The sequence below is a fragment of the Streptomyces sp. NPDC026062 genome, from assembly GCF_055568375.1.
Map to the genome: position 1 here is coordinate 237,353 of NZ_JBVHOQ010000003.1, position 24,304 is coordinate 261,656.

The following is a 24,304-nucleotide window of genomic DNA, read 5'->3' on the forward strand; positions in this document are numbered from 1 at the left end:
CATGGTGCCATCGACGCTGGTCAAGCCGGGTAGCGGAACCCCCTCGGTCCCTACCAGTTCCATGGAGAACAGAGAGCGCAAGCAACCCCCGCTCCCCACAAAAAGTATGGAGGCCAATCACAACCACCGGAACCCCCTCACGGGCACGGTCTACGAAACGCGGACCCTGCGGGGTGTGCGGTGCGTGCGCCTGTCCGTCCTGACCGACGAGACCACCAGCCCCGAGCGGCAGCGCGCGGCCGACGACAAGGTTGCGGCAGAACTCAACATCGACTCTGGGTCCGGTGACGCGCTCCGCGAGGCCGTAGACCTTGACGTGTCGGCGAGCAAGATAGCCCCGTTCGACCGTCCCGCCCTCGGACAGTACTGTCCTGTTTGCGCCCGTTGCTGGGGGTGATGGAATCTCAGTTCCCTGCAATCCCCACAAAGGTGTGATGAGTACACCGAGCTGACAGCGGGGCTACCGGGCATGTAGCGCGCCCTACTGTGACGTAAACCATGCGGCGAGTCCGCTTCCCGTGGCGGTGGCGAGGGCTGCCACCAGCCATCCGGGGATGCGCTGAATGGTCAGGTGTAGTCCGCCGCAGCGGAGTTCAAAGGCGGGAGCGTCGCTCTGCTTCGTCATGCACCAAGCGAACCGCAAGGACACCCCGGAATGCTCGCCACATTATCGATATAGCGATTTCAGAGAAAAGATTCTTGGATGTCCCCCCGTGAAGGTGCCCCATGCCCCGACGACCCCGCCCCCCGTGCTCTGTCCCCGGGTGCCCCGAGCTGACCCCCCCCGTGGTGGCCGCTGCCCGCAGCACAGCAGGGAAGCGAACCAGGACCGTGCGTCGCGTGGTGGTGCGGTGTACACAATCCGTTGGCAGCGCGTCCGGCGGGCGTACCTGTACGCGAACCCGTGGTGCGTGCTGTGCGGTCGGGCGGCGAACGTTGCGGACCATTTCCCCTTGTCGCGCCGCGAGTTGATTGCTCGGGGCGAACCGAGTCCTGATGCTGCGAAGCATCTGCGTCCGCTGTGCGTCGCGTGTCACAACCGCGAGACTGCGCGCAACCAGCCCGGGCGGGTTCGCCGCAGAAGCACGGTCACGGCGCGAGGCGAACGAACGCCCGCCGTTCTGACCAGGGGGGTACTCCCCCTCTCCTTCCGACCCTGAGCGGCAGGGAGGCAAAGAACTCACGTGGCTCATTGAGGCATTCTTGCGGGGGTGACCTCCGTCTGATTTAACAGCAACACCCGCCCCGTGTGCATCGTTCGATATTGAATGATGGGCGCGGGGGCTTTCTCTTTGAAGCTTAGGCAATAACCGATGGCGGGGAAACGAGGCGTGCGCGCTCGTAAAGGCTGCGAGCAGTCTGGTTCTTGAGATAGGGGCGAATTCGAGCCTGCATCGCGGACATGGCTTTATCGCACTGCCCCGATTGGACGTCGGGGTAAATTTCCACGACTTTGACCCAGGTGGCACACGCGCTTTCGAGATGGCCGATCTCTAGCTGACGTTCGGCAAGCATGGAAAGATAGCGAATCCGATTCCTCTTGAACGAGCTGTGCCGCAGCTTATCGGATTCCTCCAAGTCTTTTACTGACCCCTTGATATCGCCTAGTTCGTAACGAACCTGCCCTGCGTGATAGGTCAGAGAGGACGGGTTGTAAGAGCCGAACGTCTTAGTCTGGGATTCGGCCTTTTCCATCGCTACTTCGGCCTCTCGCAGATACATGAGCGCCCTCGTGCGCTCGCCAAGCTGTGCGGAGGCGTGCGCTTGCTGCCCCGCCAGAAAGGCACGCATTCTAGGACCAGCCTGCGGAGATGCAGACGCGGCAGCGTCAGCAAGACGCATCGCGGTCTTTCCGTGGCGCAGATCAACGGCCTGAACGCTCATTCCTCGCAGGGTTGTGCAATACGTGAGGTGATCTTCCGAAGTACCCGCCAGTTCTAGCGCTTTCAGGTAATACTGTTGCGCCAGGCCGTGGACGCCTTCGTCCACGGCCATGTATCCGGTGAGATAGCAGAGATCGGAAGCCGCCGATAGCATCGCCTTGCGGACTTCCTCTGTTGCGTTGGCTCGAAGGTAGGGGGCAACCGTGTTTACGAGGAATGCCGCAGCCATTGGGCGAGCGTGCCGACCTCCGAATTGGTCGTCCAAATCAGATACACGCTCCGTCATAGCGATGACCATGTTTACATCGGCCATCCCTATGCGTTGGGTCTTTCCAGACCGAACCGCTTCCATACGCCCCACAACATCCGGCCATCCAGGGACGGTAAGGGCCACGGAGAACAGTCCCGCACTCAGGACGCTACGACGTGAGGGTTCCATGTCTTGCCTCCCGAGGTCTACCAGCCCTTCAACGGTAGTCAGGTGGCTGTTGGACTCTTCCGGGAGTACCGGGAATCCTGCATCGGCGTGCGTGATGGGACGGAGCAGTCTCCGGGCGAGCGCTTCCAGAATCAGCGGTCGGACAGTTTCCTTCGGCAGGTGGCCGCTCAACCACTGGTGCACTGACGGCTGTTGGTACTTGAGAGGGGTGCCGCGCTCGGTTCCGATGCGGTTGACCTCTTGGGCGAACTGCCGCAGGGTCCACCCGCTCTCGCGGTACAGCCGCTCAAGTCCGGCGTTCGGCTGTCGTGTCATCACTGGCCCCAACTCCCGTGCTGTCACCGCTTAACGCTCTTAACTCCCGCCCTCTTCCCAACGGTACCGCTGTGCGTGGTCGGGCGGTTGCCTAGTGCGAGCACAGCCACCGCAAGGGATGGCGCCGCAAGGAGGGTCCGAGCATGGAGAAGCACGCGCAGACGGTCATGGGGAACCCCGTGAACCTCCCGTTGAGGCTGGAGGCAGACCCGCAGCCGGTACCGGGATGCGCGCACTGCGACAAGGTCGCCATGGACCGGGGCCACGCCAAGGTAAACGGTGACGGCAGCCGCGTGAGCGACTGCAACGTGCGGTTGCGCCGCCACCTCGCGGACGAGCACGCGTGAGTGCCCCCGTAAAGCCGCAGAGTCGTGCGCGGCTTCTCCCGGCTCCGGAGCCAGTCAGCCTCGTAGGCGACCCCAACGGGCCGTACGCGGACTCTCCGGCCGGCTGGTGGTCGCAGTACGGCGGAGCGGTCAGCGCTTCCGGCGTGATCCATCTGCCTGGCCCGGCGCATCCGCCGAACCAGCGTCACGACCACTGCCCCCACTGTGTGCCGCTCCGGGGAGCCGAGTGAGGAACGTACGCCGGTTCGGATGGTCCGTGTTCGTGTTCACGGTCGCCGTGCTCGCCACGGCGATCCCCGCGCTGGCTGCTACCGGCCGCCTTTGATCTCCGCCCCGCTGGACACTTCCTTTCTGGCTGCCCTGCCCGAGCGGTCCGGTGGGGCGGTGCAGTCCCCCGCCCCAATTGCCAACAGCGTGAAGACATAGGGCACTTGGATCGGGTTCCCGTAGTGCACGACCGACAAGGAGAGTGCAAGTGGCAACCTCAACGCTGACCCGTCCGGCCCCCGAGAAAGTGGCCGAGCGTGCACGGGAAATCCACACGGCGTGGCACGCCGACAGCGAGATGAAGACGGTCATGGAGGGATGCGCCGCCTACTCGTCCGACTGGGACGACTTCTACGGCGGGCCGCTCGTGATCGAGTTCGACGTGTCCCGCGACGCGCGGCCGCTGCTCGCTGACGCCCTGCGGGTGATGGCGCTCAAGTCGGCCGTCTACGAGATGACCGGCGACGAGCTGGCCGCCGAGATCCCCGTCCTGGTCCCGGTGGATGTGACATGCCATGCGCTGTGTGCGCAGTTCACGGCCTTGTCCCGCATCCAGCGGCGCACGGGCCACCTGTTCGTTCACTCAACGGTCAACGAGCACGTGAACGACACCCCGTGGGACTCCGGCGACTGGACGCACCAGGCGTACAAGGCGGCGTTTGGGTCCGTCGATGAGCGGTACTGGATTCCCGCCGACGAGGCCGAGCGCCGCCGCACGGTGCTGGACAGGGTGTACGCCGGTATCGGCGTCACCGATCGGGGTCAGAAGGTGTCCATCCCGCTCAGCTCCGACGCCACCACCGCCGCTTAGCCGGAACCGGTTCGGGCTCGTCCAGTGCCGGCGGTTCCGGCGCGGGCGCGAACTTCTCGGGCTCTAGCCCCACCTTGTGGGGGTGGACGCAGGCGGGCACCCCATCCGGGGCGTAGCGGTATCCGTCGTCTGGGTTAAAGGGGCATTCCCGGTTCGGCCGGTCGTAGACCACGAACCCGGACCGGGGAAGTCGCTTTGAGGGACAGATACCGCACGCCGGATGGTCGATGTCATCGGCGTTCACGTAAGGCGCGTCCATAGATCGACCCTAGCCCTGCGGGGGCAGGTGGAGACGCCCGTTTCGGTCCGGGTCACCCTTGGGCAGGTCGAGACCGGAACGGGTGCAAGGCCCCTCGCGGAGACCGCGCAAGTAGCCGCGAGGGATGAGGGGGACCGGTGCGGCACGTGACGCGCCGGCTCCCCGAGTTAAGCCCCGTCCGTGTGCTGCCCCCGTGGCGCGCGGACGGGGCTACTGCGCGTCCTGGTGCTCATCCTCGCTGCGGTCGCGCACGTACGTGCCCCGCTGCGGCACGGTGTAGACGTACCCGAGTTCCCGCAAGTGCCGCACCGCGCGGCGGGCGGTGTCCCGTGCCACACCCCACCGCTGGATCAATGACGACTCCGAGGGGATCGGGCGGTCTACGGCGAGCCTGCCCGACTCGATATCCCGGATGATCTCCGCCGCGATCTGCTGATACGGCGGTTTCGGGGCGTCGTAGTCAAGGAAACTCGCTCGCTCACCCCGGAACAGCGCGAACGGTGGTGGGCCGCCGCGTTCTCCGAAATCGGCGTGGACTACGACTTCCCCACCATCAACATCACACGCGTCCGGGACACGCGTCAGGGGGGTAGCGGCGTGACCGCCGACGAACTGTTCCCGGTAACCCTCGCGGGTCACGTGGCGCTGTGTATCGCGTGCAAGGCCGTCACGCGCGCCCCGGTTCCGGTCCGCTGGATTCAGAGCACCAGCGGCCCTGGAACGACCCTCTACGCCTGCCCCGAACATGCCGTGAAGCTCGGCGCGGACCCGACCCCCGAGGGCGAGCTACGCACTCCGTAGACGGGCACACAGACAGCAAAACGCCCCGCGCGGCCAAGTGCCGTGCGGGGCTCTGTCGTTGGCGCTGACGTGCGCGTATCGTCAGAACCGGTAGTCAGGAGTGTTGGGGTCCGCGAGGACCACGAAGTCGGGGTCGTCCGGGTAGAGCTTCCAGTCGGTCTCCACCGCCCCGAGGGCGAGCAGCCGCGCCACCTCGGCGTCCTGCTCCTCGGTGTACAGGTCGAGGTGGACCCGGGGGACCTCCTGCACCGGGACGTCGCTGCGGCCCAGCGAGACGCCCGCCCCGGGCCCCTCGGCCGGGACCAGCACCACCCAGTCGTCGGTCGACGGCTCCCGCTCGACGTACCCGAGCGCGGCCTTCCAGAAGGCCGCCGCTCGCCGGACGTCCGACGCACCCATCACCACGCTGCCGATCCGCATGGGCCGAGCCTTTCACGTCCCGGGCCCGGTCCGTTCCGAGGAGCGGACCGGGCCCGGGAGGAGCACCGACGGCGTACGGTCAGGCGGACGCAGGCGGGTACAGGGCACGCGGCAGCCGCGAGGCCGCCGCCGCGTCCAGCAGCCACAGTGTGCGGCTGCGGCCGTACGCGCCCGCCGCCGGGGCCTGGACCTCCCCGGCCCCCGACAGCGCGATCTCCGCCGCCTCCGCCTTGTCCTCGCCCGCGGCGAGCAGCCACACCTCACGCGCCGCCCGGATCGCGGGCAGCGTGAGCGAGACACGGACGGGCGGCGGCTTGGGAGCCCCGTGCACACCGACGACGGTGCGCTCGGTCTCCCGTACCGCCGGCAGCTCCGGGAAGAGCGAGGCGACATGGGTGTCGGGACCGACGCCCAGCATCAGCACATCGAACACCGGCACCGGTCCGTGGTCCTCCGGACCGGCCGCGGCGGCCAGTTCGGCGGCGTACGCGGCCGCTGCCGCGTCCACGTCCTGGCCGTACGGACCGTCCGACGCGGGCATCGCGTGCACCCGGGACGGGTCCAGCGGCACCGAGTCCAGCAGGGCCTCGCGGGCCTGCGTGACATTGCGTTCCGGATCGCCTTCCGGCAGGAACCGCTCGTCGCCCCACCACAGGTCGAGCCGCGACCAGTCGACCGCGTCCCGGGCGGGCGCACCGGCGAGTGCGGCCAGCAGGCCGTTGCCGTTGCGACCGCCGGTGAGCACCACCGAGGCGTGACCGCGCGCGGCCTGGGCGTCCACGATCTTCGTGATCAGCCGGGCCGCCGCGGCCTGCGCCATCAGCTCCTTGTCGCGGTGCACGACGAGCTGCGGGACGACACTCACTTCGACGCCGCCTTCTTCGCGGGCGCGGCCGTCTTCTTCGTGGCGGGAGCGGCCGACGACGCGGACGCCGCCGCCTTCGGCTTCGCCGCCTCCCCGAGCCGGTCCACGCCGAACTTCACCGAGGACGCGTAGGTGTTGTCCGGGTCGAGCCGGCGCAGCTCCTCGGCGAGCAGCTCCGCGGTCTCCCGGCGCTTGAGCGCCACCGCGCGGTCCGGCTGTCCCACCATGGAGAGCGTGGCCAGCGAGCCGTCGGCCCGGTCGAGCACGATCGTGCCCTCCTTGGTCTCCATCCGGACAGCCGTCAGACCCGGGCCGCCGGACATGGTCCGCTCGACCGGGATCTGGAGCCGGTCCGCGAGCCACATGGCCAGCAGCTCGCAGCTCGGGTTCTCGGACTCGCCCTCGACCGTCGCCGAGACGACCTGCACGGACTGCTGGTCGAGCGCGGCCGCCAGCATCGAGCGCCAGGGCGTGATCCGGGTCCAGGACAGATCGGTGTCACCGGGGGTGTACGACTTGGCGCGTACCGCCAGCTCGTCGCCCGGGTGCTCCGCCGAGTAGGCGTCCGTGATCCGGCGCTGGGCGAGCGCGCCCAGCGGGTCCTTCGCCGGATCGGCGGGCGCGGCCTCGGGCCACCACACCACGACGGGTGCGTCGGGCAGCAGCAGCGGCAGGACCACCGACTGGGCGTGGTTGGCGAGTTCGCCGTGGAGCCGCAGCACCACGGTCTCACCGGTGCCCGCGTCGGAGCCGACCCGGACCTCGGCGTCCAGCCGGGCGTCGCGACGGCTGCGCGGCGAACGGCTGACCCGCTTGATCACCGCGATGATCCGCGAGGGGTGCTCGCGCGAGGCGTCGCCCGCCGACTTGAGCGCGTCGTAGGCGTTCTCCTCGTCGGTGACGATGACCAGCGTGAGCACCATGCCGATCGCCGGGGTGCCGATGGCACGACGGGCCGACACCAGCGCCTGGTTGATCTTGCTGGAAGTGGTTTCCGTGAGATCGATCTTCATGGCCGGCGCCAGCTCCGTCCGTCTCGTGCGAGCATCTCGTCCGCCTCGGCCGGGCCCCAGGTGCCCGCCGGGTACTGCGCGGGCTTGCCGTGCTTGTCCCAGTACTCCTCGATCGGGTCGAGGATGTTCCAGGAGAGTTCGACCTCCTGGTGGCGGGGGAAGAGGTTGGCGTCGCCGAGCAGCACATCGAGGATGAGCCGCTCGTAGGCCTCCGGGCTGGACTCGGTGAAGGACTCGCCGTAGGCGAAGTCCATCGTCACGTCCCGGACCTCCATGGAGGTGCCGGGCACCTTGGAGCCGAAGCGCACGGTCACACCCTCGTCCGGCTGGACCCGGATGACCAGGGCGTTGCCGCCCAGCTCCTCCGTCGCCCCGGACTCGAACGGGAGGTACGGGGCGCGCTTGAAGACGACCGCGATCTCCGTGACCCGGCGGCCGAGCCGCTTTCCGGTGCGGAGGTAGAACGGCACGCCCGCCCAGCGGCGGTTGTTGACCGTGAGCTTGATCGCGGCGAAGGTGTCGGTCTTCGACTTGGGGTCGATACCGTCCTCCTCCAGATACCCGAGGACTTCCTCGCCGCCCTGCCACGCGTGCGCGTACTGACCGCGCACGGTGTGCTTGCCGAGGTCGTCGGGCAGCTCGACGGCCGTGAGGACCTTGAGCTTCTCGGCGACCAGGGCCTTCGGGTGGAAGGAGCCGGGCTCCTCCATCGCGGTCAGCGCCAGCAGCTGGAGCAGGTGGTTCTGGATGACGTCACGGGCGGCGCCGATACCGTCGTAGTAGCCGGCCCGGCCGCCGATGCCGATGTCCTCGGCCATCGTGATCTGGACGTGGTCGACGTAGGACCGGTTCCAGATCGGCTCGAACATCGTGTTGGCGAAGCGCAGCGCCAGGATGTTCTGGACCGTCTCCTTGCCCAGGTAGTGGTCGATCCTGAAGACCTCGTTGGGCGGGAAGACGTCGTGCACGAGCTGGTTGAGCTCCTGCGCGCTCTTCAGGTCGTGACCGAAGGGCTTCTCGATGACGGCACGCCGCCAGGAGCCCTCCTTCTGGTCCGCGAGCCCGTGCTTCTTGAGCTGCTGGACGACCTTGGGGAAGAACTTCGGCGGCACGGAGAGGTAGAAGGCGAAGTTGCCGCCCGTCCCCTGCGCCTGGTCGAGCTCCTGGATCGTCGCCTTCAGGGTCTCGAAGGCCTCGTCGTCGTCGAAGTTGCCCTGGACGAAGCGCATCCCCTGGATGAGCTGCTGCCAGACCTCTTCGCGGAACTCGGTACGGGCGTGCTGCTTGACGGCGTCGTGAACCTCCTGCGCGAAGTCCTCGTCCTGCCACTCGCGGCGCGCGAAACCGATGAGCGAGAAGCCCGGCGGCAGCAGGCCGCGGTTGGCCAGGTCGTAGACGGCGGGCATCAGCTTCTTACGGGACAAATCGCCCGTGACGCCAAAGATGACCAGGCCCGACGGCCCCGCGATGCGCGGGAGCCGTCGGTCCTGGGCGTCACGGAGCGGGTTGGCTCCGGGAACACCAGACAAAGTGGTCAGCCCTCCGAAGGGGCGAGGCGCTTGAGCTCTGCCTCGGTCGAGTTGAGCAGGTCGATCCAGGCGGCCTCGAACTTCTCGACGCCCTCGTCCTCCAGCAGCTGGACGACGTCGTCGTACGAGACACCCAGCTTCCCGACGGCGTCGAGCTCGGCGCGGGCCTGCCCGTAGGTGCCGGCGATGGTGTTGCCCGTGATCTGCCCGTGGTCCGCGGTGGCGTCCAGGGTGGCCTCGGGCATGGTGTTCACCGTGCCGGGGGCGACCAGGTCGTCCACGTACAGCGTGTCCTTGTACGCGGGGTCCTTCACACCGGTGGAGGCCCACAGCGGACGCTGCTTGTTGGCGTGCGCCTTGTCCAGCGCGGCCCAGCGGTCCGAGGAGAAGACCTCCTCGAACGCCTGGTAGGCGAGCCGGGCGTTGGCGAGAGCGGCCTTGCCCTTGAGGGCCTTGGCCTCGTCGGTGCCGACGGCGTCGAGCCGCTTGTCGATCTCGGTGTCCACACGGGACACGAAGAAGGAGGCCACCGAGTGGATCTTGGAGAGGTCCAGGCCCGCGGCCTTCGCCTTCTCCAGGCCCGCCAGGTAGGCGTCCATGACCTCGCGGTAGCGCTCCAGCGAGAAGATCAGCGTGACGTTGACGCTGATGCCCTTGCCGATGACCTCGGTGATCGCCGGCAGACCGGCCTTCGTCGCCGGGATCTTGATGAGCGTGTTCGGCCGGTCCACCAGCCAGGCCAGCTGCTTGGCCTCGGCGACCGTGGCGGCCGTGTGGTGGGCCAGACGCGGGTCGACCTCGATGGAGACCCGGCCGTCCTGGCCGTCCGTGGTGTCGAACACCGGACGCAGGATGTCGGCGGCGTCACGGACGTCCGCCGTGGTGATCATGCGGATGGCCTCGTCCACGGTGACCTTGCGGGTGGCGAGGTCGGTGAGCTGCTGCTCGTAACCGTCGCCGTGCGAGATCGCCTTCTGGAAGATCGAGGGGTTGGTCGTGACACCCACGACGTGGCTCTGGTCGATCAGCTCGGCGAGGTTGCCCGAGGTGATCCGCTTGCGCGAGAGGTCGTCGAGCCAGATCGCCACGCCCTCGTCGGAGAGGCGCTTGAGTGCGTCTGTCATGAGAATTGCATCTCCTACTAGTCGTATAACGGCGTCAGCGCGTGACGGCGGCGAGAGATTCCCGGGCGGCGGCCGCGACGGCCTCGCCGGTGAAGCCGAACTCGCGGAAGAGGACCTTGGCGTCGGCGGAGGCGCCGAAGTGCTCCAGGGAGACGATCCGGCCGGCGTCGCCGACGTACCGGTACCAGGTCAGGCCGATGCCGGCCTCGACCGCGACGCGGGCCTTCACCGACGGCGGCAGGACGCTGTCCTTGTATGCCTGGTCCTGTTCCTCGAACCACTCGACACACGGCATCGACACGACACGGGCCGGGATGCCGGCGGCCTGGAGTTCCTCGCGTGCCTCGACGGCGAGGTGGACCTCGGAACCGGTGCCGATCAGGACGACCTCGGGCGCGCCGCCCTCGGCCTCGAAGAGCACGTAGCCGCCCTTGACCGCGTTCTCGTTCGCCTCGTACGTCGGCACGCCCTGACGGGTCAGCGCGAGCCCGTGCGGGGCGCCCTTGCCGAACACCTTGGTGTAGCGGCGCAGGATCTCGCGCCAGGCGAGGGAGGTCTCGTTGGCGTCGGCCGGGCGGACCACGTTCAGGCCCGGGATGGCGCGCAGCGAGGCCAGGTGCTCCACGGGCTGGTGGGTCGGGCCGTCCTCGCCCAGGCCGATCGAGTCGTGCGTCCACACGTAGGTGACCGGCAGGTGCATCAGCGCGGACAGGCGCACGGCGTTGCGCATGTAGTCGGAGAACACCAGGAAGGTGCCGCCGTAGATACGGGTGTTGCCGTGCAGCGCGATGCCGTTCATGGCCGCGGCCATGGCGTGCTCGCGGATACCGAAGTGGATCGTGCGGCCGTACGGGTCCGCGCCCGGCAGCGGGTTGCCGGCCGGGAGGAACGACGACGTCTTGTCGATCGTGGTGTTGTTCGAGCCCGCGAGGTCGGCGGAGCCGCCCCACAGCTCGGGCACGATGTCACCCAGCGCCTGGAGGACCTTGCCGGAGGCGGCACGGGTGGCGACACCCTTGCCGGGCTCGAAGACGGGGAGCTTGTCCTCCCAGCCCTCGGGCAGCTCGCCCGCGGAGATCCGGTCGAACTCGGCGGCGCGCTCCGGGCTGGCGGTGCGCCAGGCGGCGAAGGTCTTCTCCCACTCGGCCCTGGCCTCGCGGCCGCGGTCCAGTGCCCGGCGGGTGTGCGCGATGACCTCGTCGGCGACCTCGAAGGTCTTCTCCGGGTCGAAGCCCAGCACGCGCTTGGTCGCGGCGACCTCGTCGTCGCCGAGCGCCGAGCCGTGCGCGGCCTCGGTGTTCTGCGCACCGGGGGCGGGCCAGGCGATGATCGAGCGGGCCGCGATGAACGAGGGGCGCCCGGTCTCGGCCTTGGCGGCCAGCAGCGCCTTGTACAGGCCCGCCGGGTCCAGGTCACCGCTGGGCAGCTGCTCGACACGCTGGACGTGCCAGCCGTACGCCTCGTAGCGCTTGAGGGTGTCCTCGGAGACCGCGGTCTCCGTGTCGCCCTCGATCGAGATGTGGTTGTCGTCCCACAGCAGGACCAGGTTGCCCAGCTTCTGGTGCCCGGCCAGCGACGACGCCTCCGCGGAGATGCCCTCCTGGAGGCAGCCGTCACCGGCGACGGCCCACACCATGTGATCGAACGGGGAGGTGCCGGGGGCCGCCTCCGGGTCGAACAGACCGCGCTCGTAGCGGGCGGCCATGGCCATGCCCACCGCGTTGGCGACACCCTGGCCCAGCGGACCGGTGGTCGTCTCCACACCGGTGGTGTGGCCGTACTCCGGGTGCCCCGGGGTCTTCGAGCCCCAGGTACGGAACGCCTTCAGGTCATCGAGCTCCAGGCCGTACCCGGCCAGGTAGAGCTGGATGTAGAGGGTCAGGCTGCTGTGGCCCGCCGAGAGCACGAACCGGTCACGGCCGGTCCACTCCGCGTCGGCGGGGTCGTGCCGCATCACCTTCTGGAAGATGGTGTACGCGGCGGGAGCCAGGCTCATCGCCGTACCCGGGTGGCCGTTTCCGACCTTCTGTACGGCGTCCGCGGCCAGGACACGGACGGTGTCCACGGCCCGCTGGTCCAATTCGGTCCACTGGAGGTCTGTGGTGGTCGGCTTGGTGCTCACCCTGAGTCAGGGCTCCTCTCCACTGTCGTAAGCCGGTGACTGTTACCGCACCGGGCGTCGTCGAGCCTACCCCCGTCGGCACCCGTGTTTTCCGGCTCCTTCCAGGGTGCGGGCGGCCTGCCGAATCCGCCTCCCGTATGAGCGCGCGGGCTCACCGATGGGCTCACTCCGATGAGCGTGCGGGCTCACTCCTGAGGCCTCCGATGAGCGTCCTGGGCCACTGCTGAGACCTCCGGTGAGCGCGCTGAGTCACTACTGAGTCCTCTCCTGAGTGCGCCGGAGTACATCTGTGCGAGTGGTCCGCGCCAGACGTTCCCCGGAGATGTGCGAAGGCGTGGCCGCCTGTGCCCCGGCCGGCGGGGGCGGTGCCGTACCGATGTGCCGCGGCAACCCGTCACGCCACATCAACACGACCCCACCCCCGAGAAGGACGCCCTGTCCCCAACGTCTACAGTGGTCTGGTTCGCGCAAGTCTTTACTGGGCCTTCATGCCCGGAGCTTGCTGGGATTTCTCTGTCAGGGGTGTGCGTGACGGCCGTCGAGTCCCGACCCGCAGGGGTCGCCTTGACTCCGAGCCCAGGGGGCCATCGCCCATTCGGGGCCCGTGTCAAGGCATTCGTGGCACTGACCAAGCCTCGGATCATCGAGCTGTTGCTGATCACCACTGTTCCGGTGATGTTCCTGGCCGCTCAGGGTGTACCCGACCTGTGGCTCGTGCTCACAACCACGATCGGCGGATATCTGTCCGCCGGTGGTGCCAATGCACTGAACATGTACATCGACCGCGACATCGACGCGTTGATGGACCGTACGTCGCAGCGTCCGCTGGTCACCGGAATGGTCAGCCCGCGCGAGTGCCTGGCCTTCGGTATCGCGCTCGCGGTGATCTCGACGGTCTGGTTCGGCCTGCTGGTGAACTGGCTGTCGGCGGCTCTGTCGCTCGGCGCCCTGCTCTTCTACGTCGTCGTGTACACGATGATCCTGAAGCGCCGCACCGCGCAGAACATCGTCTGGGGCGGCATCGCGGGCTGCATGCCGGTGCTCATCGGCTGGTCGGCCGTGACCAACTCGATGTCCTGGGCGGCGGTGATCCTCTTCGCCGTCATCTTCTTCTGGACGCCGCCGCACTACTGGCCGCTCTCCATGAAGGTGAAGGACGACTACGCGCGCGTCGGCGTGCCGATGCTGCCGGTCATCGCGTCCAATCGGGTGGTGGCCCGCCAGATCGTCCTCTACAGCTGGGTGATGGTGGCCGTCTCGCTGCTGCTGACCCCGCTGGGCTACACCGGCTGGTTCTACACGGCGGTGGCCGTGCTGACCGGTGGCTTCTGGCTCTGGGAGGCGCACGCCCTGCTGAACCGGGCCAAGTCCGGGGTGACCGGCGCGAAGCTCAAGGAGATGCGGCTGTTCCACTGGTCGATCACCTATGTGTCGCTGCTGTTCGTCGCCGTGGCGGTGGACCCCTTCCTGAGGTAGCGCTTCCTCCGTACGACCTGCCGACGGGCGGGGACCGTGGCACAGGCCACGCTCCCCGCCCGTCGCACGTTCATCTACCCATCGGTAGCATCCTGTGCATGGCAGAGACGGCTGAGACCCAGCAGGTGGACGGCAAGCAGGCGGCACGCGCGGAGCGCAGGGCGGCCAGGCTGGCCAAGCAGATCGGCGCCTTCGCGAAGGCGCACGGCGGTGCCGAGGGGCAGCTCGCCTACATCGGGCAGATGGGCACCCGCATCGTCCTCGTCGGCGAGGACGGCGGCTGGGGCGATCTCGTCGCCCCCTCGTACGAGGTCGCGGAGAGCGCCGCGCAGAAGTCCGGGATCACGATGCACGAGTCCTTCGACGGCGAGTTCGCGGCGAAGGTGCACACGGGGCCGTACGAGTGGACTCGCATGGCCGGCATCCAGATCGGCGGCCCGGCGAACAAGGCCTGAGGAACGGCACGCACCACACATCAGGGGCTCCCCCGCAGCCGGCGTACATGCCGTGCGGGGGAGCCCCTGATGTGTGGTGCGGAGCGGGAGTGCGGGCTCAGCCCGCAGCGGCGGGCTGAGGCCGTTCGGCCGCCGGGCCGGGCACCGCGGGGGCCTTCACCGGCCGCTCGCGCAGCGACAGCAGGACGCGAACGACGCCGATCCAGACCAGACACGAGCCGAACATGTGCAGCCCGACCAGGATCTCCGGCGTGTCGGTGAAGTACTGCACATACCCGATCACGCCCTGCGCCATCAGGATCAGGAACAGGTCCCGGGCCCGGTGCAGCGGGCCGACCGGCGCGTCGACGGCCTTCAGGACGAACCAGAGCGCGACGGTCAGCGCCACCACGACCCAGGCCAGATCGGCGTGCAGCTGGGCGATCATCTTCCAGTCGATCGGGATCCGGTGGACGTCGCTGGAGTCACCGGCGTGCCGCCCGGCCCCCGTGACCACCGTGCCGACCGCGATCAGCAGTCCGGCGGCGACCGCCAGCAGCCAGGTGAGCTGGGCGACCGACTTGCCCACCAGCGGGCGCGGCGCCTCGTCGCCCTCACGGACCCGCTGCCACGTCACCAGAGCGATCGCGAGCAGCGCGGTGGAGAGCAGGAAGTGCGCCGCGACGGTGTACGGGTTCAGGCCGACCAGCACCACGATGCCGCCGAGCACGGCGTTGCCCATGACCACCCAGAACTGCGCCCAGCCCAGCCGGGTGAGGCTGCGCCGCCAGGGCTTCGCGGACCGGGCGGCGATGATCGCCCAGCCGACCGCCGCGCACAGGACGTAGGTGAGCATCCGGTTGCCGAACTCGATGGCGCCGTGGAAGCCCATCGCGCTGGTGGCCGTCAGGCTCTCGTCGGTGCACTTGGGCCAGGTCGGGCAGCCGAGGCCGGAACCGGTCAGCCGCACGGCACCACCGGTGACGACGATGGCGACGGACATGACGACGGCCGACATGGCCGCACGGCGGACCGTCCGGGGGGCCGGGGTCCAGCGGTCGGCGATGTACTGGAGCGGGTTCCGCACGGCTTGAGCGACTTCGGCTCGGGTCAGCTTGGGCACGCGCACCATCGTAGGCGGCCGCTTGTGCAAGCTTTCACGAGGGGGACGACTTACCCCGAACCGCCTACGGAGCGCGTCCGCCGGCTCACTCCCAGCGGAAGAACCGTGCCGCCGCGCCCAGCCCGAGCACGGTCCACACCGCGAGGATCCCCAGGTCGCCCCACGGCATCGCCGCACCGTGCTGCAGGACGTCCCGCAACCCGTCCGACAGGGCCGCGATCGGCAGCAGCCCCAGCACGGACTGCACCGCGTCCGGGAACTTGTCCAGCGGCACGATGACCCCGCCGCCGACCAGCAGCAGCAGGAAGACCAGATTGGCGGCGGCCAGCGTCGCCTCCGCCTTCAGCGTCCCGGCCATCAGCAGGCCGAGGCCGGAGAACGCGGCGGTGCCCAGCACCAGGAGCAGCAGCACGGCGAACGGGTTGCCGTGCGGCGACCAGCCGAGCGCGAACGCGATCACCGTCAGCAGCACGACCTGGAGCACCTCGGTGACCAGGACCGCGAGCGTCTTGGCGGTCATCAGCGCCCAGCGGGGGAGCGGTGAGGCGGCGAGCCGCTTGAGTACGCCGTAGCGCCGCTCGAAACCGGTGGCGATGGCCTGGCCCGTGAAGGCCGTGGACATCACGGCGAGGGCGAGGATGCCGGGGGTCAGGAAGTCGACCGACTCGCCCGAGCCGGTATCCACGATGTCGACCGCGCTGAACAGTACGAGCAGCAGCGCCGGGATGATCACCGTCAGCAGCAGCTGCTCGCCGTTGCGCAGCAGCATCCGGGTCTCCAGCGCCGTCTGCGAGGCGATCATGCGTGGCAGCGGGGCGGCGCCGGGCCGGGGGGCGTACGTACCGGCGCTCATGCGCGCAGCTCCTTGCCGGTCAGTTCGAGGAAGACGTCCTCCAGGGTGTGGCGCTCGACGGAGATGCCGGAGGGCATCACACCGTGCTGGGCGCACCAGGAGGTGACGGTGGCCAGCAGCTGCGGGTCGACGCCGCCGGTGATGCGGTACGCGCCGGTGGCGAGCTCGGCGGCCTCCGTGCCGTCGGGCAGCGCCTTCAGCAGGGAGCCGAGGTCGAGGCCGGGACGGCCGGTGAAGCGCAGGGTGTTCTCGGCGCCGCCGCGGCACAGGGTCTCGGGGCTGCCCTGGGCGAGGAGCCGGCCGGCGTCGATGATGGCGACGTCGTCGGCGAGTTCCTCGGCCTCGTCCATGAAGTGGGTGGTGAGGATCACGGAGACCCCGTCGGCGCGCAGTTCGCGCACGAGGTCCCAGGTGGAGCGGCGGGCCTGAGGGTCGAGGCCGGCGGTCGGCTCGTCGAGGAAGACGAGTTCCGGGCGCCCGACGACGGCCATGGCCAGGGCGAGCCGCTGCTGCTGGCCGCCGGAGAGCCTGCGGTAGGTGGTGCGGCCGCAGCCGCCCAGGCCCAGCCGTTCGACGAGGGCGTCCACGTCCAGGGGGTGGGCGTGCAGTTTCGCCATGTGGCGCAGCATCTCGTCGGCGCGCGCGCCGGAGTAGACGCCGCCCGACTGGAGCATCACGCCGATCCGGGGGCGCAGGCGCGCGGCGTCGGCGACCGGGTCGAGGCCGAGGACCCGGACCGTCCCCTCGTCGGGGCGGCGGTACCCCTCGCAGGTCTCGATCGTGGTGGTCTTGCCCGCGCCGTTGGGGCCGAGGACCGCGGTGACCGCGCCGGCCCGGACGTCCAGGTCGAGGCCGTCCACCGCGGCTTTGCTGCCGTACCGCTTCACCAGGCCGCAGACCTGGACAGCCGGGCCGGAGGAGGGCGAAACGGGGGGGCTATTCATAAGCAGTGAGTCTAGGCAGCCGTCCGCGGGGGTCCGGTCCGGGGGCTCGATTAGGTAACCCTAAGTGATGGATTACACCCTTGATCGTTCCGGACCGTGGTTGTCAGAGCCGGAGGAATTACGCAACAATGGCGTTGTGAAATACGTGGGCGAGGCTCCGCAGGAGGAACTCGCGACCGGAGAGCGCTCGACGCGCAACCGGGTCGCGCGCTCCATCCTGGACCACGGCCCGTCCACCGTCGCCGACCTGGCGAAGCGCCTGGGGCTCACCCAGGCGGCCGTCCGCCGTCACCTCGACGCCCTCGTGTCCGACGATGTCGTCGAGGCCCGCGAGCAGCGGGTGTACGGGGCGCGGACCCGCGGCCGTCCGGCCAAGGTGTTCGCCCTGACCGACTGCGGCCGGGACGCCTTCGACCAGTCGTACGACCAGCTCGCCGCGGATGCCCTGCGCTGGATCGCCGAGACCTCGGGCGACGAAGCGGTCGTGGCCTTCGCCCGTGCCAGGGTCGCCGGCCAGTCGGCGGCCTACCGCGCGGCCGTCGAGGCCGCGGCCCCCGAATCCCGTACGGAGGCGTTGGCCAAGGCCTTGTCCGCCGACGGGTACGCTGCTACGGCGCGCAGCGCGCCGGGCCCGCAACAGGGCGAGCAGCTGTGCCAGCACCACTGCCCGGTCGCACATGTCGCCGAGCAGTACCCGCAGCTGTGCGAGGCGGAGACGGAGTTCTTCTCCAGCCTCCTGGGGACCCATGTGCAGCGTCTGGCCACCATCGCCCACGGCGACGGGGTGTGTACGACGTACATTCCGCGCAGCGGCCACCCCACCACCACACAGACCACCGATTCAGCATCTGCAAGCACGTCCGGGAGGAACCCCGCATGACGCTCCCTACGGAGACTGCCCACCCCGAGCTCGAGGGCCTGGGTACGTACGAATTCGGCTGGGCCGACTCCGACGCGGCAGGCGCAGCGGCCAAGCGAGGCCTCTCCGAGGCCGTCGTCCGCGACATCTCGGAGAAGAAGAACGAGCCCGAGTGGATGCTGAAGCTGCGGCTCAAGGGCCTCAAGCTCTTCGGCAAGAAGCCCATGCCGAACTGGGGCTCGGACCTGTCGGGTATCGACTTCGACAACATCAAGTACTTCGTGCGTTCCACGGAGAAGCAGGCGGAGTCCTGGGAGGACCTGCCCGAGGACATCAAGAACACCTACGACAAGCTCGGCATCCCGGAGGCGGAGAAGCAGCGCCTCGTCGCCGGTGTCGCCGCGCAGTACGAGTCCGAGGTCGTCTACCACCAGATCAACGAGGAGCTGGAGGCGCAGGGTGTCATCTTCATGGACACCGACACCGCGCTGAAGGAGCACCCGGAGCTCTTCAAGGAGTACTTCGGCACCGTCATCCCCGTCGGTGACAACAAGTTCGCCTCGCTGAACTCGGCAGTGTGGTCCGGCGGCTCGTTCATCTACGTGCCGAAGGGCGTGCACGTGGAGATCCCGCTCCAGGCCTACTTCCGTATCAACACGGAGAACATGGGCCAGTTCGAGCGGACGCTGATCATCGTCGACGAGGACGCCTACGTCCACTACGTCGAGGGCTGCACCGCGCCGATCTACTCCTCGGACTCGCTGCACTCCGCGGTCGTCGAGATCATCGTGAAGAAGGGCGGCCGCTGCCGCTACACGACGATCCAGAACTGGTCGAACAACGTCTACAACCTGGTGACCAAGCGCGCCGTCGCCTACGAGGGCGCGACCATGGAGTGGGTCGACGGCAACATCGGCTCCAAGGTCACCATGAAGTACCCGGCCGTCTACCTGATGGGCGAGCACGCCAAGGGCGAGACCCTGTCCATCGCCTTCGCGGGCGAGGGCCAGCACCAGGACGCCGGCGCCAAGATGGTCCACATGGCTCCGAACACCTCGTCCAACATCGTCTCCAAGTCGGTGGCGCGAGGCGGCGGCCGTACCTCCTACCGAGGCCTCATCGAGATCGGCGAGGGCGCGCCCGGCGCGAAGTCCAACGTGCTCTGTGACGCGCTGCTGGTCGACACCATCTCGCGTTCCGACACCTACCCGTACGTCGACGTCCGCGAGGACGACGTGTCGATGGGTCACGAGGCGACCGTCTCCAAGGTCTCCGAGGACCAGCTCTTCTATCTGATGAGCCGCGGCATGACCGAGTTCGAGGCGATGGCGATGATCGTGCGCGGCTTCGTCGAGCCGATCGCGAAGGAGCTCCCGATGGAGTACGCCCTTGAGCTCAACCGGCTGATCGAGCTGCAGATGGAGGGTTCGGTCGGCTAGCAGGCCGACGACCGACCCCCTCCTGACATTGTCCGACTGAGAAAGCGAGCACTACGACAGCCATGGCTGAGGCTCAGAACATTCCTGCGGGATCCACCACCGCCGGTTCCATCGCGGTGGCCGCGGAGTCGACCGTCGCCACGCGCATGAGCGCGCCCCCGTCCTTCGACGTCGCGGACTTCCCGGTCCCGCACGGCCGCGAGGAGGAGTGGCGGTTCACGCCGCTGGAGCGGCTGCGCGGGCTGCACGACGGCACGGCCGTCGCCACCGGCAGCGGTGTGAAGGTCGCCATCGAGGCTCCCGCGGGTGTCACGGTCGAGACCGTCGGCCGCGACGACGTCCGCCTGGGCAAGGCCGGCACACCGGTGGACCGGGTCGCCGCGCAGGCGTACTCGTCCTTCGAGCAGGCCTCCGTCGTCACCGTCGGCAAGGAAGCCGTGCTCACCGAGCCGATCCGTATCGCCGTGCACGGCGAGGGCGGTGTGGCTTACGGCCACCAGGTCATCGAGCTGGGAGCCTTCGCCGAGGCAGTCGTCGTCATCGACCACACCGGCGACGCGGTGCTCGCCGCCAACGTCGACTACGTCCTGGGTGACGGTGCGAAGCTGACCGTCGTCTCCGTCCAGGACTGGGACGAGCGCGCCGTCCACGTCGGTCAGCACAACGCGCTGGTCGGCCGCGACGCCTCCTTCAAGTCGATCGTCGTCACCTTCGGCGGCGACCTCGTCCGGCTGCACCCCCGGATCGCCTACGCGGGCACCGGCGGCGAGGCCGAGCTCTTCGGCCTCTACTTCACCGACAAGGGCCAGCACCAGGAGCACCGCCTCCTGGTCGACCACAACACTCCGCACTGCACGTCCAACGTGGCCTACAAGGGCGCGCTGCAGGGCGACGGCGCCCACGCCGTGTGGATCGGCGACGTCCTGATCCAGGCCGCCGCCGAGGGCACCGACACCTACGAGATGAACCGCAACCTGGTCCTCACGGACGGCGCGCGGGTCGACTCGGTGCCGAACCTGGAGATCGAGACCGGTGAGATCGTCGGTGCCGGCCACGCCTCCGCGACCGGCCGGTTCGACGACGAGCAGCTCTTCTACCTCCAGTCCCGCGGCATCCCGGCCGAGGAGGCCCGCCGCCTCGTCGTGCGTGGCTTCTTCGCCGAGCTGGTCCAGCAGATCGGCCTGCCGGACGTCGAAGCCCGTCTCCTCGACAAGATCGAGACCGAGCTGAAGGCGTCGGTCTGATGACCTTCGTCAAGGCGTGCGCGCTGAGCGAGCTGGAGGACGACACCCCCAAGAGGGTGGAGCTCGACGGCACGCCGGTGTCCGTCGTCCGCACCGAGGGCGAGGTGTTCGCGATCAACGACATCTGCTCGCACGCGAACGTCTCCCTGTCCGAGGGCGAGGTCGAGGACTGCATGATCGAGTGCTGGCTGCACGGATCGAGCTTCGACCTGCGCACCGGCAAGCCGTCCGGCCTTCCCGCGACGCGCCCCGTCCCCGTATACCCCGTCAAGATCGAAGGGGACGATGTGCTCGTCTCCGTCACCCAGGAGTCCTGAGTCACCCATGGCAACGCTTGAAATCCGCGACCTGCACGTCACCGTCGAGGCCGACAACGCCACGAAGGAGATCCTCAAGGGCGTCGACCTGACCGTGAAGCAGGGCGAGACCCACGCCATCATGGGCCCCAACGGGTCCGGCAAGTCCACCCTCGCTTACTCGCTGGCGGGTCACCCCAAGTACACGGTCACCGGCGGCACGGTGACCCTGGACGGCGAGAACGTCCTGGACATGACCGTCGACGAGCGCGCCCGCGCCGGCCTGTTCCTCGCCATGCAGTACCCGGTCGAGATCCCCGGTGTCTCGGTCTCCAACTTCCTGCGTACCTCCGCCACCGCCGTCCGCGGCGAGGCGCCCAAGCTGCGTACCTGGGTGAAGGAGGTCAAGGAGACGATGGCCGGTCTCCAGATGGACCCGGCGTTCGCCGAGCGCAACGTCAACGAGGGCTTCTCCGGCGGTGAGAAGAAGCGCCACGAGATCCTTCAGCTGGAGCTTCTCAAGCCGAAGATCGCGATCCTCGACGAGACCGACTCCGGCCTGGACGTCGACGCGCTGAAGACCGTCTCCGAGGGCGTCAACCGGGTCCGTGAGTCCGGCGAGGTCGGCACCCTGCTGATCACGCACTACACGCGGATCCTCCGCTACATCAAGCCCGACTTCGTGCACGTCTTCGCCAACGGCCGGATCGCCGAGTCCGGTGGCGCCGAGCTCGCCGACAAGCTGGAGGACGAGGGCTACGAGGCCTACACGAAGGGTGGCGCTTCCGCGTGACTGATGCCCGACAGGGGCTCTCCGGCCTCCTCGACACCGAGGCGATCCGCAAGGACTTCCCGATCCTGGACCGCACGGTCCACGACGGCAAGAAGATCGTGTACCTGGACAGCGCGGCGACCTCGCAGAAGCCGCGCCAGGTGCTCGATGCCCTCGCCGAGTACTACGAGCGGCACAACGCCAATGTGCATCGCGGCGTGTACACGATCGCGGAGGAGGCCACGGCGCTGTACGAGGGCGCCCGTGACAAGGTCGCCGCGTTCATCAACGCGCCCAGCCGCAACGAGGTGATCTTCACCAAGAACGCCTCGGAGTCGCTCAACCTCGTGGCCAACATGCTCGGCTGGGCCGACGAGCCCTATCGGGTCGACCACGAGACCGAGATCGTCACCACGGAGATGGAGCACCACTCCAACATCGTGCCGTGGCAGCTGCTCTCGCAGCGCACCGGTGCGAAGCTGAAGTGGTTCGGCATCACCGACGACGGCCGGCTCGACCTGTCCAACATCAACGAGATCATCACCGAGAAGACGAAGATCGTCTCCTTCACGCTGGTCTCGAACATCATGGGCACGATCAACCCGGTCGAGCAGATCGTCCGGCGCGCGCAGGAAGTCGGCGCGCTGGTCTGCATCGACGCCTCGCAGGCGGCCCCGCACATGGTGCTCGACGTGCAGGCGCTGCAGGCCGACTTCGTGGCCTTCACCGGCCACAAGATGGTCGGTCCGACCGGCATCGGCGTGCTCTGGGGACGGCAGGAGCTCCTGGAGGACCTGCCGCCCTTCCTCGGCGGCGGCGAGATGATCGAGACCGTGTCGATGCACTCGTCCACCTACGCCCCGGCGCCGCACAAGTTCGAGGCCGGTACGCCCCCGATCGCGCAGGCCGTCGGCCTCGGCGCGGCCGTGGACTACCTCTCGGCCATCGGCATGGAGAACATCCACCGTCACGAGCAGGCCATCACCGCGTACGCGGTGAAGCGTCTGCTGGAGGTCCCGGACCTCAGGATCATCGGTCCGGCCACCGCGGAGGACCGAGGCGCCACGATCTCCTTCACGCTCGGCGACATCCACCCCCACGACGTGGGTCAGGTGCTCGACGAGGAAGGCATCGCGGTCCGGGTCGGACACCACTGCGCACGGCCTGTCTGCCTGCGGTACGGAATTCCTGCGACGACGCGAGCGTCGTTCTATCTGTACTCCACGCCCGCCGAGGTCGACGCCCTGGTGGACGGTCTGAACCACGTCCGGAACTTTTTCGGTTAGACAGCGGCTGAGGGTTGACTGGTGAAGCTTGATTCCATGTACCAGGAAGTGATCCTGGACCACTACAAGCACCCCCACGGGCGCGGCCTGCGGGACGGCGACGCCGAGGTGCACCACGTCAATCCGACGTGCGGCGACGAGATCACGTTGCGGGTGCGGTACGACGGCGAGACCATCGCAGATGTGAGCTACGAGGGCCAGGGCTGCTCCATCAGCCAGGCCAGTGCCTCCGTGCTGAACGAGCTGCTGGTCGGCAAGGAGCTGGGCGAGGCCCAGAGGATCCAGGAGGCCTTCCTGGAGCTGATGCAGTCCAAGGGACAGCTGGAGCCGGACGACGCGATGGAGGAGGTGCTGGAGGACGCGGTCGCGTTCGCCGGCGTCTCCAAGTACCCGGCCCGGGTGAAGTGCGCGCTGCTGAGCTGGATGGCGTGGAAGGACGCGACGGCGAAGGCGCTGTCCGAAGGGAAGACGGCATGAGCGAGAACGAGACTCTGACCACCAAGCCGGCCTCCGAGGAGGAGGTCCGCGAGGCGCTGTACGACGTCGTCGACCCCGAGCTGGGCATCGACGTCGTCAATCTGGGCCTGATCTACGGCATCCACATCGACGACGCCAACATCGCGACCCTCGACATGACCCTGACGTCCGCGGCCTGCCCGCTGACCGACGTCATCGAGGACCAGGCGAAGTCCGCCACCGACGGCATCGTCAACGAGCTCCGGATCAACTGGGTCTGGATGCCGCCGTGGGGCCCGGACAAGATCACGGACGACGGGCGTGAGCAGCTGCGCGCGCTGGGCTTCAACGTCTGAGCACCTTCGTGCGTGTGTGAACGGCCCCCGGCGTAAGCCGGGGGCCGTTCCGCGTGACGGCGACGCTGCCGACGGGCTATCGCTCCGATGCCGTCGGGGTGGCCGGTGACCGGTAGCAACGCGATTGGACGGTGACCTCCAGCATCGCCGGGGAGTTTTCGGCTTTGACCTCTTTGTGTAGTCTCACATCGACCATGACGTCACGCCCCTCGGACTCCGCGACGATTTGCGGACTGTTGCCGATAGTGCCGTCTCTGCCATCCTTCGTGATCGTCCAGCCGTCCTTCGGGAGTTCGGTCCGCAGGCGGTTCATGCCTTTCTGCAGCTCGGCGAAGGGTGTCTTGTAGAGGCTCCAGGGGTGATATGCGTAGTAGGGCTCTTCCTGGTGGTCGTCATCCGAGCAGGGCATCGTCATCGCCCCCGGCTCCGTGGCTGTCCCCTTGATGTCGATCATCTCCAGAATCCGGCTGGAAACCTGCTCGACATCTGCCTTCGCGGCATCCCTGTCCCGTGTCTCCACTTCCGCCTCCTTTCCTGAGCACGCCACGGCCAACGCGCATATCGCGATACT

At 68.4% G+C, this 24,304-nt stretch carries 24 protein-coding genes and 1 pseudogene; 13 read left to right on the forward strand and 12 right to left on the reverse strand.

Annotation, left to right across the window (positions count from 1 at the left end; translation table 11 throughout):
• Nucleotides 1–106: 106 nt before the first annotated feature.
• Nucleotides 107–367: pseudogene (locus tag ACZ4LX_RS04230) on the forward strand (recombinase family protein); the annotation flags it as partial.
• 932 nt (nt 368–1,299) lie between these two features.
• On the opposite strand, the gene ACZ4LX_RS04235 reads toward ACZ4LX_RS04230, so the two are convergent.
• On the reverse strand, nt 1,300–2,637 hold the full coding sequence (locus ACZ4LX_RS04235) for a tetratricopeptide repeat protein (protein WP_467635772.1): 1,338 nt from the start codon (nt 2,635–2,637) through the stop codon (nt 1,300–1,302).
• 143 nt (nt 2,638–2,780) lie between these two features.
• On the opposite strand from ACZ4LX_RS04235, the gene ACZ4LX_RS04240 reads away from it, so the two are divergent.
• Entirely contained in the window at nt 2,781–2,984 is a 204-nt protein-coding gene (locus tag ACZ4LX_RS04240; protein WP_467635424.1) for a hypothetical protein, read from the forward strand.
• A gap of 475 nt (nt 2,985–3,459) precedes the next feature.
• Nucleotides 3,460–4,062 (forward strand): hypothetical protein, encoded by a 603-nt coding sequence (locus ACZ4LX_RS04245; protein ID WP_467635427.1) that lies wholly within the window; start codon nt 3,460–3,462, stop codon nt 4,060–4,062.
• 469 nt (nt 4,063–4,531) lie between these two features.
• Here ACZ4LX_RS04245 and ACZ4LX_RS04250 read toward each other — a convergent pair whose 3' ends face one another.
• The 7 genes from ACZ4LX_RS04250 to tkt all read right to left on the reverse strand — a co-directional run bounded on the left by ACZ4LX_RS04250 (nt 4,532) and on the right by tkt (nt 12,195).
• On the reverse strand, nt 4,532–4,960 hold the full coding sequence (locus ACZ4LX_RS04250) for a winged helix-turn-helix domain-containing protein (RefSeq protein ID WP_467635432.1): 429 nt from the start codon (nt 4,958–4,960) through the stop codon (nt 4,532–4,534).
• A gap of 243 nt (nt 4,961–5,203) precedes the next feature.
• Nucleotides 5,204–5,542 carry a VOC family protein gene (locus ACZ4LX_RS04255; protein ID WP_467635436.1) on the reverse strand — a complete coding sequence of 113 codons (339 nt, stop codon included), beginning with the start codon at nt 5,540–5,542 and terminating at the stop codon, nt 5,204–5,206.
• 79 nt (nt 5,543–5,621) lie between these two features.
• Nucleotides 5,622–6,407 carry a 6-phosphogluconolactonase gene (gene pgl, locus ACZ4LX_RS04260; protein WP_467635439.1) on the reverse strand — a complete coding sequence of 262 codons (786 nt, stop codon included), beginning with the start codon at nt 6,405–6,407 and terminating at the stop codon, nt 5,622–5,624.
• Nucleotides 6,404–7,420 carry a glucose-6-phosphate dehydrogenase assembly protein OpcA gene (gene opcA / locus ACZ4LX_RS04265; RefSeq protein WP_467635444.1) on the reverse strand — a complete coding sequence of 339 codons (1,017 nt, stop codon included), beginning with the start codon at nt 7,418–7,420 and terminating at the stop codon, nt 6,404–6,406. The genes pgl and opcA overlap by 4 nt, the downstream gene beginning before the upstream one ends.
• Nucleotides 7,417–8,949: a glucose-6-phosphate dehydrogenase gene (zwf, locus tag ACZ4LX_RS04270; RefSeq protein WP_350988818.1), complete on the reverse strand. Its 1,533-nt coding sequence runs from the start codon at nt 8,947–8,949 to the stop codon at nt 7,417–7,419. The genes opcA and zwf overlap by 4 nt, the downstream gene beginning before the upstream one ends.
• A 5-nt stretch (nt 8,950–8,954) precedes the next feature.
• Nucleotides 8,955–10,073 carry a transaldolase gene (tal, locus tag ACZ4LX_RS04275; protein ID WP_467635449.1) on the reverse strand — a complete coding sequence of 373 codons (1,119 nt, stop codon included), beginning with the start codon at nt 10,071–10,073 and terminating at the stop codon, nt 8,955–8,957.
• Between the two features lie 34 nt (nt 10,074–10,107).
• On the reverse strand, nt 10,108–12,195 hold the full coding sequence (gene tkt, locus ACZ4LX_RS04280) for a transketolase (protein WP_467635454.1): 2,088 nt from the start codon (nt 12,193–12,195) through the stop codon (nt 10,108–10,110).
• Between the two features lie 522 nt (nt 12,196–12,717).
• On the opposite strand from tkt, the gene ACZ4LX_RS04285 reads away from it, so the two are divergent.
• Both ACZ4LX_RS04285 and ACZ4LX_RS04290 read left to right on the forward strand, forming a co-directional pair.
• Nucleotides 12,718–13,671 carry a heme o synthase gene (locus ACZ4LX_RS04285; RefSeq protein ID WP_467635457.1) on the forward strand — a complete coding sequence of 318 codons (954 nt, stop codon included), beginning with the start codon at nt 12,718–12,720 and terminating at the stop codon, nt 13,669–13,671.
• A 98-nt stretch (nt 13,672–13,769) separates the two neighbouring features.
• Nucleotides 13,770–14,126, forward strand: a complete 357-nt coding sequence (locus ACZ4LX_RS04290) for a hypothetical protein (RefSeq protein ID WP_467635462.1) — start codon at nt 13,770–13,772, stop codon at nt 14,124–14,126.
• 97 nt (nt 14,127–14,223) lie between these two features.
• Here the strand turns inward: ACZ4LX_RS04290 and ACZ4LX_RS04295 are convergent, their stop codons facing one another.
• The 3 genes from ACZ4LX_RS04295 to ACZ4LX_RS04305 all read right to left on the reverse strand — a co-directional run bounded on the left by ACZ4LX_RS04295 (nt 14,224) and on the right by ACZ4LX_RS04305 (nt 17,025).
• Nucleotides 14,224–15,237 (reverse strand): COX15/CtaA family protein, encoded by a 1,014-nt coding sequence (locus tag ACZ4LX_RS04295; protein ID WP_467635465.1) that lies wholly within the window; start codon nt 15,235–15,237, stop codon nt 14,224–14,226.
• A 76-nt stretch (nt 15,238–15,313) separates the two neighbouring features.
• On the reverse strand, nt 15,314–16,081 hold the full coding sequence (locus tag ACZ4LX_RS04300; RefSeq protein ID WP_467635469.1) for an ABC transporter permease: 768 nt from the start codon (nt 16,079–16,081) through the stop codon (nt 15,314–15,316).
• Nucleotides 16,078–17,025 (reverse strand): ABC transporter ATP-binding protein, encoded by a 948-nt coding sequence (locus ACZ4LX_RS04305; RefSeq protein WP_467635474.1) that lies wholly within the window; start codon nt 17,023–17,025, stop codon nt 16,078–16,080. Before ACZ4LX_RS04305 ends, ACZ4LX_RS04300 begins: the two co-directional genes overlap by 4 nt.
• Nucleotides 17,026–17,161: 136 nt before the next feature.
• Between ACZ4LX_RS04305 and ACZ4LX_RS04310 the strand changes: the two genes are divergently transcribed.
• The 8 genes from ACZ4LX_RS04310 (at nt 17,162) to ACZ4LX_RS04345 (ending at nt 23,733) form a co-directional block, all read left to right on the forward strand.
• Nucleotides 17,162–17,905: a helix-turn-helix transcriptional regulator gene (locus ACZ4LX_RS04310; RefSeq protein WP_467635476.1), complete on the forward strand. Its 744-nt coding sequence runs from the start codon at nt 17,162–17,164 to the stop codon at nt 17,903–17,905.
• Nucleotides 17,902–19,323, forward strand: coding sequence for a Fe-S cluster assembly protein SufB (sufB, locus tag ACZ4LX_RS04315; RefSeq protein ID WP_033303094.1), 1,422 nt, complete (start codon nt 17,902–17,904; stop codon nt 19,321–19,323). Before ACZ4LX_RS04310 ends, sufB begins: the two co-directional genes overlap by 4 nt.
• Before the next feature lie 62 nt (nt 19,324–19,385).
• Nucleotides 19,386–20,567 (forward strand): Fe-S cluster assembly protein SufD, encoded by a 1,182-nt coding sequence (sufD, locus tag ACZ4LX_RS04320; RefSeq protein WP_467635482.1) that lies wholly within the window; start codon nt 19,386–19,388, stop codon nt 20,565–20,567.
• Complete coding sequence (locus ACZ4LX_RS04325; protein ID WP_136328637.1) at nt 20,567–20,884, forward strand: bifunctional 3-phenylpropionate/cinnamic acid dioxygenase ferredoxin subunit; 318 nt, start codon at nt 20,567–20,569, stop codon at nt 20,882–20,884. The genes sufD and ACZ4LX_RS04325 overlap by 1 nt, the downstream gene beginning before the upstream one ends.
• Nucleotides 20,885–20,891: 7 nt before the next feature.
• A complete protein-coding gene (gene sufC, locus ACZ4LX_RS04330) occupies nt 20,892–21,656 on the forward strand; it encodes a Fe-S cluster assembly ATPase SufC (RefSeq protein ID WP_350988839.1) in 765 nt (254 codons plus the stop codon).
• Complete coding sequence (locus ACZ4LX_RS04335; protein WP_467635489.1) at nt 21,653–22,921, forward strand: cysteine desulfurase; 1,269 nt, start codon at nt 21,653–21,655, stop codon at nt 22,919–22,921. The genes sufC and ACZ4LX_RS04335 overlap by 4 nt, the downstream gene beginning before the upstream one ends.
• 21 nt (nt 22,922–22,942) lie before the next feature.
• Nucleotides 22,943–23,398 carry a Fe-S cluster assembly sulfur transfer protein SufU gene (sufU, locus tag ACZ4LX_RS04340; protein WP_467635492.1) on the forward strand — a complete coding sequence of 152 codons (456 nt, stop codon included), beginning with the start codon at nt 22,943–22,945 and terminating at the stop codon, nt 23,396–23,398.
• Entirely contained in the window at nt 23,395–23,733 is a 339-nt protein-coding gene (locus ACZ4LX_RS04345) for a metal-sulfur cluster assembly factor (protein ID WP_014156915.1), read from the forward strand. The genes sufU and ACZ4LX_RS04345 overlap by 4 nt, the downstream gene beginning before the upstream one ends.
• 76 nt (nt 23,734–23,809) lie before the next feature.
• Here the strand turns inward: ACZ4LX_RS04345 and ACZ4LX_RS04350 are convergent, their stop codons facing one another.
• A complete protein-coding gene (locus tag ACZ4LX_RS04350) occupies nt 23,810–24,253 on the reverse strand; it encodes a hypothetical protein (protein WP_467635495.1) in 444 nt (147 codons plus the stop codon).
• Nucleotides 24,254–24,304 lie beyond the last annotated feature (51 nt).